The organism is Arthrobacter sp. NyZ413 (genome assembly GCF_049390645.1).
GTDB lineage: Bacteria > Actinomycetota > Actinomycetes > Actinomycetales > Micrococcaceae > Arthrobacter.
In genome coordinates this window covers 327,029-339,341 of the sequence record NZ_CP155434.1, presented here as the reverse complement: position 1 = coordinate 339,341, position 12,313 = coordinate 327,029, and the positions used below count along the sequence as shown (strand labels likewise).

Genomic DNA, 12,313 nt, shown 5'->3' with positions numbered 1-12,313 from the left:
CCACCAGCACGCCATCGCCCGTTCCGGTACTGTTAACCAGCCCCCAACAGCACCCCATCCGATCGGTCGCGCGCGTTCGCTCCCGGCAGGTGACGTGCGCCCGCGATACGTAGGAGACCCAAGCGCAGATGCAAGACCTGGCGACGGAATCACCCGAACAGAAACTCTGGAACCGACGGTTCGAACCCCACATCGCCGAGGTCACCGCACTTTGCGACTCCCTCAAGGAAATGAAGCCGGGCAGCGAAGTCCTGTACGTGGATCCCGCCCACAACGTCGATGAATGCCGCATCATCAGCCTGTTTTCCAACAGCCGCACCACTTCGGGCTCCGGCTTCATCGCCCCCGGCGACGCGGAAGCCAGCACCCGCATGCTCGGCATGCAGTGGCAGCTCGGCCTCCGCCCGGAACTCGTCATCCCGTGGAACGTCTACCCGTGGATTGAGCCGAATGGCGAACCGGGCAAGCTGACCCCGGCCAACATCACCGAAGGCCTCAAGCCGCTCCTGCGCCTGCTCGCGATTGCACCGCGGACTTCCGCGCTGGTGGCCCATGGCAACGAGGCGCACCGGCTCGCGGACCAATTGATGAAGGCCGCTCCGCAGAGCATCCACCGCCGCGGCTTCAAGACCTTCAAGGTGCGGTCCCTCGGCGGACGCTCCTTCGCCGGCTCGCCCGCGCGCCAGCAGGAATACCTGGACGCGATCCACGCGGCTTACGCTGAGGCCATGGCGCGCACGGGCGTCGCCAAAGCCTGACCCCGCACTCGAGTTTGTGTACAGCTAGCACCCATTAAAAGCCGTTTTAAGGGGTATCAGCTGTACACAAACTCCCGGGGATTAACGCACGACGGCGGCCGCCCACTTTGGTGGGCAACCGCCGTCGTGCGTTGCTTTTCCTTGCCCGGCAGACTCAGCCCTCGATCGCTGCCTTCGCCGCGGGGTCGGAGTCGTTCAGGAACTTCTCGATCCGCTCCGGCTCGTCGGACTCGCCGATCGCCGCCGACGCCCGGCCGAGCGCGTAAAGCGCCCGCAGGAAGCCCCGGTTGGGTTCGTGTTCCCACGGGATGGGCCCGACGCCGCGCCAACCGTTGCGTCGCAGGGCGTCCAGGCCGCGGTGGTAACCCACGCGGGAATACGCGTACGAATCGATGGTCCGCCCCTCGGCCCAGGCTTCCTCGGCAAGGATCGCCCAGAGCAGCGAGGACGTGGGGTGCTTGGCCACGAGGTCCATGGCTTCCTGCCCCAAGGCGAGGTGCTGGTAGACCTCGGTCTCGGCGGGCAGGAGCGTGGGCTCCGGGCCGATCAGGCTTTTGCGGAACTCGTCGGACATTAGAACGTCTTGCCGACTGAGCCGAGCTGCTTTGCGGCCTCGACGATGCGGGCAGCCATGCCGGCTTCGGCGGAGGCGCCCCAGACGCGGGGGTCGTAGGTCTTCTTGTTGCCCATTTCGCCGTCGACCTTCAGCACGCCGTCGTAGTTGGAGAACATGTGGCCGGCAACCGGGCGGGTGAAGGCGTACTGGGTGTCGGTGTCGATGTTCATCTTGATGACACCGTAGGAAACGGCATCGGCGATTTCCTGCTCGGTGGAGCCGGAGCCGCCGTGGAAGACGAGGTCGAACGGTGAGTCCTTGCCGATCTTGGCGCCGACTTCGGCCTGGATCTGCTTGAGCAGTTCCGGACGCAGCTTGACGTTGCCCGGCTTGTAGACTCCGTGGACGTTGCCGAAGGTCAGGGCGGTCAGGTAGCGGCCGTTCTCGCCGGCACCGAGGGCTTCAATGGTGGCGAGGGCGTCTTCGGTGGTGGTGTAGAGCTTCTCGTTGATCTCGTTCTCGACGCCGTCTTCCTCGCCGCCGACCGTGCCGATCTCAACCTCGAGGATGATCTTCGCAGCAGCTGCGCGCTCAAGGAGTTCGCGTCCGATGCGCAGGTTGTCGGTCAGGGTCTCGTGCGAGCCGTCCCACATGTGCGAGTTGAAGATGGGGTCCTTGCCGGCCTTGACGGCTTCCTCGGACGCGGCCAGCAGCGGGAGGACGAAGCTGTCCAGCTTGTCCTGCGGGCAGTGGTCCGTGTGCAGGGCGATGTTCACGTTGTAGTTCTTGGCGACTTCGCGGGCGAATGCGGCGAAGCCGAGGGAACCGGCAACCATGTCCTTCACGGAAGCGCCGGACCAGTAGGCCGCGCCACCGGTGGAAACCTGGATGATGCCGTCCGACTCTGCCTCCGCAAAACCGCGGATCGCGGCGTTCAGGGTCTGCGACGAGGTGACGTTGACTGCCGGGAACGCGTATCCGCCGGCCTTCGCGCGGTCGATCATCTCGGCGTAAATCTCTGGGGTTGCGATGGGCATGCTGACTCCTATGCTGATTTTCGTCTGGGGGCTTTCCGACCCAGGAGTAGACCAATACGGCTAAGCACCATCCTAGCCACTGGGGAATCCGGCACCGTGCTTTCGCTCACAAAGGCTAGTAACACTTGCGCTCCCTCGCGAAATCAAGGGTTTTGGGGCCGCTCGAAAGGCTGGGATTGCCCGGTCGAAAGGCTAGGACGGCCCCCGCACCACGCTAGGAAACCGCTTGGCCGAAGTTGTGGCGCCGGATCCACGCGTGCATCGCGATGGCCGCGGCCGACGCCGCATTCATGGAACGTGTGGAGCCGTACTGCTCGATCGACAACGTGGCGAGGGCGGCGTCGTGCACCTCGGCAGTCAGCCCCGGGCCTTCCTGCCCGAACACGAGCACGCAGTTGCGCGGAAGGTCGTAGGTTTCCAACGGCACGGAATCCGGGAAGATGTCGATCCCGATAATGGCGAGCCCCTCCCCTTTCGCCCACGCGACGAAGTCTTCCACGGTGGGATGGTGGCGGACGTGCTGGTAGCGGTCGGTGACCATGGCGCCGCGACGGTTCCACCGCCGTCGTCCGATGATGTGCACTTCCTTGGCGAGGAATGCGTTGGCGGTGCGCACCACGGTGCCGATATTGAGGTCGTGCTGCCAGTTCTCAATCGCGATGTGGAAATCATGCCGGTGCGCGTCGAGGTCCGCGACGATCGCCTCATGCTTCCAGTAGCGGTACTTGTCCACCACGTTGCGCCGGTCGCCGTCGCGGAGCAGGTCCGGGTCCCAATGCGCGCCTTCCGGCAACTCGCCTTCCCAGGGCCCGACGCCGACCTCCGCTTTCGCTTCCGGCTCACCGTTGGTGGGCTGGCCGTCAGTGGGAGGAATGGTGGGCACGTCGGTGGGGGCGGGATTCTCGGGCCGGTCAGTCACCCCTCAACAGTAGCCGGGACCCGCCGCCCACGACGCCGGAACCTCCTCGCCGTAACGCACGCCACTCAAGTGTCTCGGGGTCCGAAAGATGAAAGACTTGGGAGCAGTAGCAGACAACCGTGGAGGAAAGCATGGCGAAGGCAACCGAGGTCCCGAACAGCGAACCCGTTTACCGCAACGGGCGCGAAATCGAATGCTGGCTCACGGACATGGACGGCGTCCTGGTCCACGAGAACCAAGCGGTTCCCGGAGCGGCCGAATTGCTCCAGCGCTGGGTGGACACCTCCAAGCGGTTCCTCGTACTCACCAACAACTCCATCTTCACTCCCCGCGACCTCGCGGCCCGGCTTCGTTCGTCCGGCTTGGAGGTCCCCGAGGAAAACATCTGGACCTCGGCCCTCGCCACGGCGCAGTTCCTCAAGGACCAGGTGGAGGGTTCCGGTTCCGGCAACCGGGCCTACACCATCGGCGAAGCAGGACTCACGACGGCGCTTCATGAGGCCGGCTTCATCCTCACCGACCAAAACCCGGACTTCGTGGTGCTTGGCGAGACCCGCACGTACTCTTTCGAAGCGATCACCACGGCCATTCGCCTGATCCTTGCCGGTGCCCGCTTCATCGCCACCAACCCGGATGCCACGGGTCCGTCCAAGGACGGCCCCCTGCCCGCAACCGGCGCCATCGCGGCGCTGATCACCAAGGCGACCGATCGTGAACCGTACGTCGTGGGCAAGCCGAACCCCATGATGTTCCGCTCCGCGATGAACCGGATCGACGCCCACTCCGAGACCACGGCCATGATCGGTGACCGCATGGACACCGACGTCGTCGCGGGCATGGAAGCCGGACTCCACACCGTCCTGGTGCTCACCGGCATCACGCAGCGCGAGGAAATCGCGTCCTTCCCGTTCAGGCCCAACCAGGTCCTGAACTCCGTGGCGGACCTCAAGAACCAAATCTAGGCAGAACGGAGCCGTGCCCATGGCTGTGCTGAACCTGCGTCCGCTCATCGGCGGCCGGATCCTCAGGGGCAGCCAGCCGTTCGGCATGGACGCAACCGCGACTTCCGTGTTCCTTGATCACCACGGCATCCAGGCCGTGGTGGACCTGCGGAGCGGGTACGAACGTGCCATTTCGCCGTGGCACTTGGAAAACCACGAGGTGGACCTGGTCGAGAACCCGCTCGATCCGCGCCTTGCTTCAGCCGGACTGGATGCCATCCACACGGCCGAAGACCTCGCGGAGCTGTATTTGGGCTGGGTCCGGGCACGGCCGGACTGGGTGGCCGATTCGCTCAGGCCCGTAACCCAAGGCAAGCGGACGCTCATCCACTGTTCGCTCGGCAAGGACCGGACCGGCGTCGTCTCCGCCGTCGCGCTTCTCGCGAGCGATACGGCCCACCGGGACATCGTGGCGGACTACGCGGCCAGCACTGAAGCGCTTCCCGCGATGTTGCAGACCATGGCAGCGGCGTGGCGGCTCGCCATTCCGGAGGTTCCCGAAGATGCCTTCAGCCCTTCGCTCATGCTGCTGCAATCTCCCGGGGCCGCCATGGAGTACTTCCTTGAGGGATTCACGCGGGAGTTCGGGAGTGCAACGGGCTTCTTGCGCGATGCCGGCCTGAGCGCGGCCGAGCTGGATTCGTTGCGGGGCGTTTAGTAGAAAACCACCCTTGAGCCCGCGCGCGGCAGAGGGAAGAGTTCGTTCTCCAGCTCCTCGATGATCGGGTTGTAGACGAACGGGTTCCATTGCGGGCTCGCGTGGGTTGGCCTGGCACCGTCCGTGCGGTATCCCGTGGATGCGATATTGAGGGGGAACGTCCGGGCCCAACCCGCCCTCGCCGTCTCGTAGTTCACGGTGTCGTCTCGCGGATTGCCGATGAACGCAATCTTCGTGTCGCCAAGCATGTCCGTGAACCGGGTGCCGTCAAAGTGGTAAATGTAGTCAGATTCGCTCTGGATCAGGACGCTCGAAGGCGCGATCGGCGATATCTGTTCAAGGGTCTGGTCCCAGACCTGTCCCCAGGTGCGTTCGTGCTTGTTCACCACACGCTCGCCAAGTTCGTATCCGCCACGGAGGACGGTGGGGACCTGGAACCCGCTCTCGTACAGGAACACCACGCCGTCGAACCAGCTTTGGTCCAGGATGTCGTACTTACTGAACGGCGAGGAATCCAGGAGGATCATCTTGACCCCTATGCCGTTTCGCTCGCGCAGGCGGGAGGCTACTTCGGTGGCTAACATTCCGCCGAAACTGTGGCCGTAGAAGTAGAGTTCGTTCAGTTTGCGCTCGTTGATGTGGGCGAGCACGGCGTCCACCACGTCCGAGACTTCCAGGCCCAGGTTGGAGTATCCGACGGCGGCAAGCTGGCCGCGTTGCCGCAGGGAACCGCGGATGGAATTAAGGATCCACACCGCTTCTTCCCAGCCGGTTTTAAATCCCGGGAAGAGGATCCAGCTCGCGTTCGGATAGGTGGAATCGGCGTAATCGTCGCCTACCGTGAGGATCTTGGTGATGCGGCGCTCTTCCTGGACTTGCCGGGTGAAGAGCATGTCCGCCGCTAGTGCCGAGGAAAAGCCGGCCCCGATCAGGAAGGAGCGCCGGGAAAAGCTCTTGAGGTCGGCGGCGTGCCTGAGGATCTGGGCGGGCGAGCCCGGGTCCTGAGAGCGCTGACGCTTGTGCGTGAATTTTCCTTCCTGAATGTTCACCAAGCCAGCTTAGGCGTTTCGAGTTACAGGCACCTGAGAGTTTGTGTACACCTCGCACCCTTTAAAACCCGCTTTAAAGGGTGTTAGGTGTACACAAACTCGGGAGTTAGTTGAGGCCGAGTTCGTCCTTGCCGAAGGCGAAGAGGTAGGGCACTCCGGTTTCGGCTTCGATCTTTTCCTTGGCACCGGTGTTCCGGTCCACGATGACCGCCACGGCAACCACGTTTCCGCCCGCCTTGCGGACACCTTCGACGGCGGTCAGTGCCGAGCCGCCGGTGGTGGACGTGTCCTCGAGGACCACGACGTTGCGGCCTTCCACCGAGGGACCTTCGACCTGGCGGCCCATGCCATACGACTTCTGGGCTTTGCGCACCACGAACGCGTCGACTGCCCGGCCGGCGTCGGAGGCTGCGTGCATCACGGCGGTCCCGACCGGGTCAGCACCCATGGTCAGCCCGCCCGCGCACTCGACGGCGATTCCGGCGTCGTCGATCATGGACAACATGACCTGGCCCACCAGCTTGGAAGCTTCGTGGTGCAGGGTGATGCGCCGCAAGTCGATGTAGTAGTCCGCTTCGGCACCGCTGGACAGAATCACCTTGCCGCGGACCACGGCCAGTTCTTTGATCAGTTCAAGGAGGCGGGCACGGGCAGGGGCGGCGTCAACAGCGGAAGTCATGGTCTCCATTCTACGTAACCGGCGAAATATCCATGCCGCGGACGGTGTTCTCGCAGACATGACAACTATCGGAATCATTGGTGCAGGACACATTGGCAGCCAGATCGCCCGCAAGGCGGTTGAACTCGGCTATGACGTGGTGATCGGAAACTCCCGCGGGCCGGAGACCCTTTCGGACCTCGTGAACGAGCTTGGTCCCCATGCCCGTGCAGCAACCGCGGCCGAGGCAGCCGCCGCTGGCGATTTCGCCGTCGTCACCGTGCCCTTCCGGGCGTACCGGAACCTTCCGGTGGAAGCGCTGGCGGGGAAGGTAGTGATCGACACCAACAACTACTACTGGGAGCGGGACGGGCACTTCCCGGAGTTGGACAATGGCGAAGCCACCACGTCCGGCCTCGTGCAAAAGCACCTCGAAGGCGCCAAGGTGGCCAAGGGCTTCAACCACATCAACTTCGCCGACATCACGACGAGCGGGACCCCCGCGGGTACGGCGGACCGCCGCGCCTTGGCCACGTCGAGCGACTTTCCCGAAGCTGTGGAGTTGGTCACCCGGCTTTATGACGAGTTCGGCTTCGACGCCGTCAACATCGGCCCCCTCGACGAGAGCTGGCGCGTGGAGCGTGACCGTCCCGCCTACGGCGTCCGGCAGAACGCCGCTGAACTCAAGGAAAACCTCGGGCGCGCACCGCGCACCATCTGACTGACCAAACCGAAGATGCAGCCACCCGCCTTGTGGGCGGGTGGCTGCATCTTTCGGAAGTGCCCGACGGCGGCGGTCGCCTACGCGGGAACGCGAAGTCGCGCCGGTCTTAGGCAGGCGCGGTGACAGCGAAGCCGGCGAGAGCTGCGGCGTTGCGCAAGTAGGCGAGGTTGGACGCGGTCCGTTCCTCCAACGGGACCTCGGTGGAGAAGTCTTCCGCCGTCACCCACGAGTCGTAGCCGACGTCGGCCAGCGCCCGGAAGTACGCGAGGACGCTTCCTTGTCCTTCCGTCAAGGGCGCCCATTCGTTGGCCCACACGGCCGCACCGGATTCGTCCCTCGACTCCGTGCGCACCCAGCGGGTGTTTTTCACGTGGACATGTGCCAAGTACGGGCCAAGCAGCTGAAGGGCGGGCAGCGGCGATTCCCAACCTTCGATGAGCAGGTTGCCAAGGTCGTGGATGACGCCGACGTGCTGCGGGTCGAGTCCTTCGAGCAATCGGCGGGCAGACGAAGCCGAGGCGGTTACTGTTCCGTGGTGGAGTTCCACGAGGGCTTTCACGCCGTGGTGTGCCGCCCGGCCGGCGACCCACTCGTAGTGCTCACGCGTTGCTTTGAAGAGCTCGGGGTAGGACAAGCCGCTCGGTTCGCCGCCACCCATGGTGGAGTTCCCGAGCGGCAGCACGTTGACCCGCACTTGTTTGGCACCCAAGGCAGCGGTCGCGGCGAGGACGCGTTCGACGTCGTCGTGGTTGTCACAGCGCGCGTACCCGCCAAGGCCCGAAAACCCGAGCCCTGACTCTGCCGTGATCCTGGCGATTTCCGGGATCGATTGCTCCAAACCGGTCATGGGCCACGTGGCGCGGTTTCCCGCCCAGAAGCCGGGTTCCGCTGTTTCCGCTTGGTCGGTGACGCGCCATTCGATGCCGTCCCATCCTTGGGCGGCGAGCTTCGTGGCCGCCTCCTCGGGAGACCAGTCGGGCGTGGAGGCGGTAAAGACGGAAAACTTCATGGATTTCACACGCTTTCTTTTGCCGGGTTGCCCGTGGTGACGGGGCTTCCTGTCCTGACTTCGAGATCGTTGTACTTGCCCGCAATGACGTCGTCGAACAACACGGGTTGGCGCAAGGTGGCCGAGGCGTAGACCGCGCGGACCGTGGCGAGGGCGTTGACGGCGTCGCTGACCGTGACCCGGGCCTGCCGCCCTTCGGCGATGGCACCGAGGATGTCCCGGTATTGGCGGACATGGCCGGCCGGGTAGACGGTGGGGTCCTTGGCTTCGTAGTTCTCCGCAGGGTACTTGGCGAGTTCCTCTTCGGCTTGGTTTCCGCCGCCTTGAAGTCCCATGGCGGATTCTTCGCTGCTGGCGTCGGCGGCGTGGAAGTACTGGAGGAGGTCGTTGTCGATGACGGCCGAGCCCTTCGAACCCATCAACTGGAGGCGGACGGTCAGGCCGGGGTAGGCGGCGGTGGTGGCGTGGAGCACGGCGAGTCCGCCGTTTTCGAACGTCACCGTGGCAACGGCCGTGTCCTCCACTTCGATCCGTTCGTGTGCCAGGAGGGCGGTGTGGGCCGTGATTTCGACGGGACGTCCCATGAACCACAAGAGCAGGTCCACTGTGTGGACGCCTTGGTTCATCAGGGCGCCGCCGCCGTCCATTGCCCAGGTTCCGCGCCAGTCCCCGGAGTCGTAGTAGCCCTGGCTGCGCCACCACGCCACGGAGGCGATGGCCGAGCTGACCCTGCCGAAACGGCCCTTGGCCACGGCGTCCGCGACCGCCACGCTGGACTGGTCGAAGCGGTGCTGGCTGATCACGGAAGCAACCACGCCGTTCCTCGCCGCTTCGTTCGCGGCTGCCTCGATTTCCTGGGCGCGGCTCAAGTCCACGTCGAGCGGTTTTTCGATGATGACGTGCTTGCCGGCCGAAAGGACTTCGAGGGCGTGCTGGATGTGCAATCCGCTGGGCGTGGCGAGCGCGACGAGGTCGATTTCCTGGGCGGCGAACGCTTCGGGAATGGTCACGTAGATGGCTGGGCGCCGCCGCCCGGTTTCGGCGATGAACGCCGCGAGCTTTTCAGCGGCTTCCGGCACGGCGTCGACGAGGGCGACGATGCTGGCCTCCGGGAATTCCTGGAGCGCTGCCGCGTGGGTGCGGCCGATGACTCCGCAACCGGTGATGGCTACTCGAATGTTGTTCATACTGTCCGTACTCCTGCTTCGTCGAGGACTTTGGCGAATGCGCGCGCGGCGATGCCGAACGCCGTCGGGCCGGAAAAGCCGCCCAGGCCATGGGCGCCGGCCAGGTGCGGTTCCAAACTGGCGAATCCTGTGTATCCGTCGGCCTTGAGTGCTTCCACGGTCCGTAGGACGTCGCCGTCCCCTTCTCCGGCGGGCATGACGTGGCCGTTGGAGAACAGCGCATCCTTGACCTGCAGGTATTCAAGGTGCGGGCGGAGCATTTTGTAGCCCTCTTCGAAGGGCTTGACGCCCACCTGGACGAAGTTCGCGGCGTCCCAAGCGACCTTCAGCGCCGGGGAGCCAACGGATTCGATGATGTCCAGGACGCGCTCGGGAACGTCGCCGAAGATGTCCTTCTCGTTTTCGTGCAGGAGGACGACGCCGGACTCCTCGGCGACCGCGGCAAGGGCACGCATGCGCTCTATGACGGCGTCGCGGATGCTCTCCACGGAGACGTCCGCCCCGTAATAGAAGGAGAAGATCCGGATGTAGCGGGATCCGAGGACTTTCGCGGCGTTGACGGCCCGGCGGAGGCGGCCCACCTCGTGGTCCACCGGGAGGGACACGTCCACTTTCCCGATCGGCGAAGCGATCGCGGACACCTTCATGCCTGCGGCGTCCAGCAGACCCTTGAACTCGCTGAGCTGCGCCTCGTCCAGGTCCACGATGTTGACGCCCCATGCACTGCGGACTTCGATGTGCCGGGCGCCCAGCGCCTGCATCACGGCAATCTGGATCCGCGGGTCGTCGTCGATCTCGTCGCCGAAGCCCGAAAGCTCCCATTCAACGGCTGGGGTACTCATGTGCTATTTGACTCCTCCGGCGGTCAAGCCGCCCACTAGGTAACGCTGGAATATCAGGTACAAAATGACCACGGGCGCAGCACACACAAGGGATGCTGCCATCATCTGGCCGTAGAAGGGAATGGCCCCGCCTTCTTGCGATGCGCCGAAGATCTGGAGCGCGACGGCGGCCGTCTGGCTTTCGGGGCGGGTCATCACCGAGGCGAACAAGACGTCGTTCCAGCCGAGCAGGAACGCGAAGATACCGGATACGACCACGCCGGGCCAGCTCAGTGGGAGGATGATCCGCACCAGCACGCCCAGGTTGCTGGCGCCGTCGATCCTTGCGGCTTCCTCGAGTTCGCGGGGCAAACCGCGCAAGTAGGTGACCATGACCCAGGTGGAGAACGGCATCGCGAACGTCAGGTAGGTCACGAACAGGCCCCACTGCGTTCCGATCACTTGGATGCCAAGGTAGCTGGCGGCCGAGGAAAACAGGACGAAGACCGGAAGGACCATGAGCGTCCCGGGAACCGACTGCAGCGCCAACAAGCCTCGAAGGATGGTAAGCCGGCCTCGGAACTGGTAGCGGACCAGGACGTACGCCGTGGCGATCGACATCAACGCCGACACAATGGCGGTTGATCCTGCCACCAGGACACTGTTGGTGAGGCCCGTCGCCAATCCGACGCTGCTCCAGATCTTGCTGTAGTTCTCGAACGAGAATGTGGAGGGGAAGAACTCGCCCCGGGCCACCCCGATGTCCGAGTTGAGGGATGCCAGGAAGATGTAGGCCACCGGGATGAGCACAAGGGCACACAGCACGGTCAGGATGATGGCGAGCAAAGGTCCCGGCAAGAGCCGCGTGACTTCGTGCTGGCGGCGGGAGCCCGGGCGGATGCCTTCTTGCGGTGCGGTCCCGACGGCGGTAGTTGCGGTGCTCACTTCTTGCCTCCTGGGGTTTCGGCGTCGTCGAGCTTGACGGCCCGCAAGTAGATGAACAAGGGAATGGCGATCAGGATGAGCGAGATGAACGCCATGGCCGCGCTGAGTCCGAACCGGAAGCTCTGGAAGCTCGTGACGTAGGTGAGGGTCGGCAACAGTTCGACGTCGGACGGGGCCGGGACACCGAACAGCACGAAGGGCAGGGTGAAGTTGTTGATGTGGTGCAGCATCCCGATCAGGAACGCCAAGGACAGCGGGCCTTTGAGGTACGGGAAAACGACGTAGCGGAGCTTGTTCCACCACAAGGCACCGTCCAGCGCGGAGGCTTCATGCACTTCGTGGTCCACCGATTGCAGCCCGGACAACGCCAGCAGGTAGACGAACGGCCACGATGCCCAGATCTGGACCAGGATGAGGGTCCAATACGATTGCGGACCGTTGAGCCAAAGTCCGGCGTTGATGCCCACCGAGTGGAGCCCCGAATCGATCACGCTGCCGGGCTGGAACATCGTCCGCCACACCGTCGCCACCACGAACGACGGCAGGACGTAGGGGACCAGGAAGATCGAGCGGACCAGCGCACGGCCCTTGAAAGCGTTCTGGGTTGCGACCGCGGCGGCGATCCCGAGCGGGATGGTCACCACCATGGCGATCAGCGAATAGCTGACGCTCAGCCAGATCGCGTGGAGCAGGGGCGATCCGGTCAATGCCTCCACGAAGTTCTGCACTCCGATGAACGGTGCGCTGACCCACTGGCGAAGCGAGTACTGGTCCAGGTCCAGCGACGACATGTAGATGCCGAGCAGCATGGGCAGGACGATGATGATCACCATCAACAGTCCGCCTGGAATGAGCATCCACAACGGCCGGTTGCGTTCGCTCAGCCCCTTGCGGCGTGGCGGTGCGTCAGGAACCTGCGGCTCCGGTGTGGCGGAGTGGCTGGACTTGCGGCGCGTGGGCTTGCCCGCAGTCAGGGAATCGGTGGACATGT

General features: G+C 64.4%; 14 protein-coding genes. 4 read left to right on the top strand and 10 right to left on the bottom strand.

Annotated elements, in window-relative coordinates:
- The first annotated feature begins 128 nt into the window (after positions 1-128).
- A complete protein-coding gene (locus ABCW42_RS01650; RefSeq protein ID WP_423183232.1) occupies positions 129-758 on the top strand; it encodes a uracil-DNA glycosylase in 630 nt (209 codons plus the stop codon).
- 154 nt (positions 759-912) lie between these two features.
- Here the strand turns inward: ABCW42_RS01650 and ABCW42_RS01645 are convergent, their stop codons facing one another.
- The 3 genes from ABCW42_RS01645 to ABCW42_RS01635 all read right to left on the bottom strand — a co-directional run bounded on the left by ABCW42_RS01645 (position 913) and on the right by ABCW42_RS01635 (position 3,234).
- The gene (locus ABCW42_RS01645; protein WP_423183231.1) at positions 913-1,332 is read right to left on the bottom strand and encodes a DUF3151 domain-containing protein; all 420 of its coding nucleotides are present in this window, start codon (positions 1,330-1,332) and stop codon (positions 913-915) included.
- On the bottom strand, positions 1,332-2,351 hold the full coding sequence (gene fbaA, locus ABCW42_RS01640; RefSeq protein WP_423183230.1) for a class II fructose-bisphosphate aldolase: 1,020 nt from the start codon (positions 2,349-2,351) through the stop codon (positions 1,332-1,334). Before fbaA ends, ABCW42_RS01645 begins: the two co-directional genes overlap by 1 nt.
- A 214-nt stretch (positions 2,352-2,565) precedes the next feature.
- Positions 2,566-3,234 (bottom strand): TrmH family RNA methyltransferase, encoded by a 669-nt coding sequence (locus ABCW42_RS01635; protein WP_423184774.1) that lies wholly within the window; start codon positions 3,232-3,234, stop codon positions 2,566-2,568.
- A gap of 167 nt (positions 3,235-3,401) precedes the next feature.
- Here ABCW42_RS01635 and ABCW42_RS01630 point away from each other — a divergent pair, with 167 nt between their 5' ends.
- Both ABCW42_RS01630 and ABCW42_RS01625 read left to right on the top strand, forming a co-directional pair.
- Positions 3,402-4,232 carry an HAD-IIA family hydrolase gene (locus tag ABCW42_RS01630; RefSeq protein ID WP_423183229.1) on the top strand — a complete coding sequence of 277 codons (831 nt, stop codon included), beginning with the start codon at positions 3,402-3,404 and terminating at the stop codon, positions 4,230-4,232.
- A 19-nt stretch (positions 4,233-4,251) separates the two neighbouring features.
- The gene (locus ABCW42_RS01625) at positions 4,252-4,929 is read left to right on the top strand and encodes a tyrosine-protein phosphatase (RefSeq protein WP_423183228.1); all 678 of its coding nucleotides are present in this window, start codon (positions 4,252-4,254) and stop codon (positions 4,927-4,929) included.
- Here ABCW42_RS01625 and ABCW42_RS01620 read toward each other — a convergent pair.
- On the bottom strand, positions 4,926-5,972 hold the full coding sequence (locus ABCW42_RS01620) for an alpha/beta fold hydrolase (RefSeq protein WP_133206667.1): 1,047 nt from the start codon (positions 5,970-5,972) through the stop codon (positions 4,926-4,928). The genes ABCW42_RS01625 and ABCW42_RS01620 overlap by 4 nt on opposite strands.
- A 112-nt stretch (positions 5,973-6,084) precedes the next feature.
- Positions 6,085-6,657 carry an orotate phosphoribosyltransferase gene (pyrE, locus tag ABCW42_RS01615; RefSeq protein WP_133206655.1) on the bottom strand — a complete coding sequence of 191 codons (573 nt, stop codon included), beginning with the start codon at positions 6,655-6,657 and terminating at the stop codon, positions 6,085-6,087.
- A 58-nt stretch (positions 6,658-6,715) separates the two neighbouring features.
- Here pyrE and ABCW42_RS01610 point away from each other — a divergent pair, with 58 nt between their 5' ends.
- Positions 6,716-7,357, top strand: coding sequence for an NADPH-dependent F420 reductase (locus ABCW42_RS01610; RefSeq protein WP_423183227.1), 642 nt, complete (start codon positions 6,716-6,718; stop codon positions 7,355-7,357).
- A gap of 109 nt (positions 7,358-7,466) precedes the next feature.
- Here ABCW42_RS01610 and ABCW42_RS01605 read toward each other — a convergent pair whose 3' ends face one another.
- The 5 genes from ABCW42_RS01605 to ABCW42_RS01585 are packed head-to-tail and all read right to left on the bottom strand — an operon-like array spanning position 7,467 to position 12,311.
- Positions 7,467-8,369 carry a sugar phosphate isomerase/epimerase family protein gene (locus ABCW42_RS01605; protein WP_423184773.1) on the bottom strand — a complete coding sequence of 301 codons (903 nt, stop codon included), beginning with the start codon at positions 8,367-8,369 and terminating at the stop codon, positions 7,467-7,469.
- Positions 8,370-8,374: 5 nt separating this feature from the next.
- On the bottom strand, positions 8,375-9,556 hold the full coding sequence (locus ABCW42_RS01600) for a Gfo/Idh/MocA family protein (RefSeq protein ID WP_423183226.1): 1,182 nt from the start codon (positions 9,554-9,556) through the stop codon (positions 8,375-8,377).
- Complete coding sequence (locus tag ABCW42_RS01595; RefSeq protein ID WP_423183225.1) at positions 9,553-10,398, bottom strand: sugar phosphate isomerase/epimerase family protein; 846 nt, start codon at positions 10,396-10,398, stop codon at positions 9,553-9,555. The genes ABCW42_RS01600 and ABCW42_RS01595 overlap by 4 nt, the downstream gene beginning before the upstream one ends.
- A 3-nt stretch (positions 10,399-10,401) precedes the next feature.
- On the bottom strand, positions 10,402-11,322 hold the full coding sequence (locus ABCW42_RS01590; protein WP_423183224.1) for a carbohydrate ABC transporter permease: 921 nt from the start codon (positions 11,320-11,322) through the stop codon (positions 10,402-10,404).
- Positions 11,319-12,311, bottom strand: a complete 993-nt coding sequence (locus tag ABCW42_RS01585) for a carbohydrate ABC transporter permease (RefSeq protein WP_423183223.1) — start codon at positions 12,309-12,311, stop codon at positions 11,319-11,321. The genes ABCW42_RS01590 and ABCW42_RS01585 overlap by 4 nt, the downstream gene beginning before the upstream one ends.
- Between the last annotated feature and the right edge of the window lie 2 nt (positions 12,312-12,313).

Excerpts from the sequence above, each read along its gene's own strand:
- ABCW42_RS01650 (WP_423183232.1), top strand. The coding sequence starts at position 129 with ATGCAAGACCTGGCGACGGAATCACCCGAACAGAAACTCTGGAACCGA.
- ABCW42_RS01645 (WP_423183231.1), bottom strand. The coding sequence starts at position 1,332 with ATGTCCGACGAGTTCCGCAAAAGCCTGATCGGCCCGGAGCCCACGCTC.
- fbaA (WP_423183230.1), bottom strand. The coding sequence starts at position 2,351 with ATGCCCATCGCAACCCCAGAGATTTACGCCGAGATGATCGACCGCGCG.
- ABCW42_RS01630 (WP_423183229.1), top strand. The coding sequence starts at position 3,402 with ATGGCGAAGGCAACCGAGGTCCCGAACAGCGAACCCGTTTACCGCAAC.
- ABCW42_RS01625 (WP_423183228.1), top strand. The coding sequence starts at position 4,252 with ATGGCTGTGCTGAACCTGCGTCCGCTCATCGGCGGCCGGATCCTCAGG.
- pyrE (WP_133206655.1), bottom strand. The coding sequence starts at position 6,657 with ATGACTTCCGCTGTTGACGCCGCCCCTGCCCGTGCCCGCCTCCTTGAA.
- ABCW42_RS01610 (WP_423183227.1), top strand. The coding sequence starts at position 6,716 with ATGACAACTATCGGAATCATTGGTGCAGGACACATTGGCAGCCAGATC.
- ABCW42_RS01605 (WP_423184773.1), bottom strand. The coding sequence starts at position 8,369 with ATGAAGTTTTCCGTCTTTACCGCCTCCACGCCCGACTGGTCTCCCGAG.
- ABCW42_RS01600 (WP_423183226.1), bottom strand. The coding sequence starts at position 9,556 with ATGAACAACATTCGAGTAGCCATCACCGGTTGCGGAGTCATCGGCCGC.
- ABCW42_RS01595 (WP_423183225.1), bottom strand. The coding sequence starts at position 10,398 with ATGAGTACCCCAGCCGTTGAATGGGAGCTTTCGGGCTTCGGCGACGAG.
- ABCW42_RS01585 (WP_423183223.1), bottom strand. The coding sequence starts at position 12,311 with ATGTCCACCGATTCCCTGACTGCGGGCAAGCCCACGCGCCGCAAGTCC.